Here is a 1,489-nt window from a genome sequence, read left to right on the forward strand (position 1 = left end):
CGTACTAGTACTCCAGCCGTAGTTGCCTCATCTGAAGTTTCAGCAGCTCATCGGAATGATCGATGTCGGAGTTGAGCCCGCCACGCAGCTGCGAATGTCGATGCTATTCGATCGGCGGTTTGCGTGGTCGCACTGTCTGTCTGATGTGGCCAGTCGCAGTGCGGGCAGGCTCACGTGCTTGTGTTGATCGATGAGATTGTGGGCTGGCGGGCGGGCCTGGATGATCTGTTGGCGCGGTTCGCGCACCGGTTCGGGCGGGCGGAGCCGCGCCGGCAGGCGCTGACCTACCTGGTCGGGTTGTTGTCACCCCTGGCCAGCAAGAACGGCTGGACCCTGGCCGAGGCCGCGGGCGACGCGACGCCGGATCGGATGCAGCGGCTGCTTAACCGGTCGGCGTGGGACCCGGACGCGGTCCGCGATGACCTGTTCGCCTACGTGTCCGAGCACCTCGGCGACGACGACGGGGTGCTGATCGTCGACGAGACCGGCTTCCTGAAGAAGGGCATCAAGTCGGCCGGGGTGCAGCGACAGTACTCGGGCACGGCCGGGCGGACGGAGAACTGCCAGCTCGGGGTGTTCCTGGCCTATGCCAGCCCGCAAGGGCGCACGCTGATCGACCGGGAGTTGTATCTGCCCCGTGGCTGGTGCGACGACGCTGCCCGCCGCGAGGAAGCCGGCATCGCAGCGAACGTCGGGTTCGCCACGAAGCCCGCGCTGGGCCTGCGGATGCTCGAACGCGCCATCACCGCCGGCCTGCCGGCGAGGTGGGTCACCGCGGACGAGGCATACGGGCAGGACTCGAAGTTCCGGACCTGGCTGCAGCAGCACCGGATGGGCTACGTGCTTGCCGTGCCCTGCAACCAGCGGGTCCCGACCACGGTGGGCAGCTCCCGCCCGGACGTCCTCGCCGCCAACGCGCCGGCCCTGGCGTGGAAGCGGCGCAGTTGCGGCGACGGCGCCAAGGGACCACGACTCTACGACTGGGCCGTGGCCTCCCTGCCCGGCACGGTTGACGGATACGGCCACTGGCTGCTGATCCGACGCAGCATCACCGACCCCACGGACCTGGCCTACTACTTGTGCTTCGGCCCCGCGGACACCCAAGACGAGCAGCTGATCCGGGTCGCCGGGACCCGTTGGGCGATCGAGGAGTGCTTCCAGACCGCCAAGACCGAGGTCGGCCTCGATCACTATCAGGTGCGTCGGTACGACGCCTGGTACCGGCACATAACTCTCGTTCTGTGCGCCCACGCCTACCTCGCCATCACCGCCGCGCAGGCCAAAAAGGGGGCGCTGAGTCCGATGATGACCTCATTCCTCTCACCCTCGGCGAGGTCCGACGTCTCCTGGCACACCTGATCACCACCGTCCGACCCTTCGACTACGTCCATCGATGGTCACGATGGCGACGGCGACACCAGTACCGCGCCAGAACAGCCCACTACCAGCGAAGACTCGAACTTCACCAGGTGCGGCTGGAGTACTAGGC

1 protein-coding gene is annotated in these 1,489 nt (G+C 67.2%); it reads left to right on the plus strand.

The features are described 5' to 3' along the window. The first annotated feature begins 180 nt into the window (after positions 1-180). Positions 181-1,359 carry an IS701 family transposase gene (locus ABGB10_RS33150; RefSeq protein ID WP_347664915.1) on the plus strand — a complete coding sequence of 393 codons (1,179 nt, stop codon included), beginning with the start codon at positions 181-183 and terminating at the stop codon, positions 1,357-1,359. Positions 1,360-1,489: the final 130 nt, after the last annotated feature.

The organism is Micromonospora sp. B9E7 (genome assembly GCF_039871815.1).
Classification (GTDB): Bacteria; Actinomycetota; Actinomycetes; order Mycobacteriales; family Micromonosporaceae; genus Micromonospora.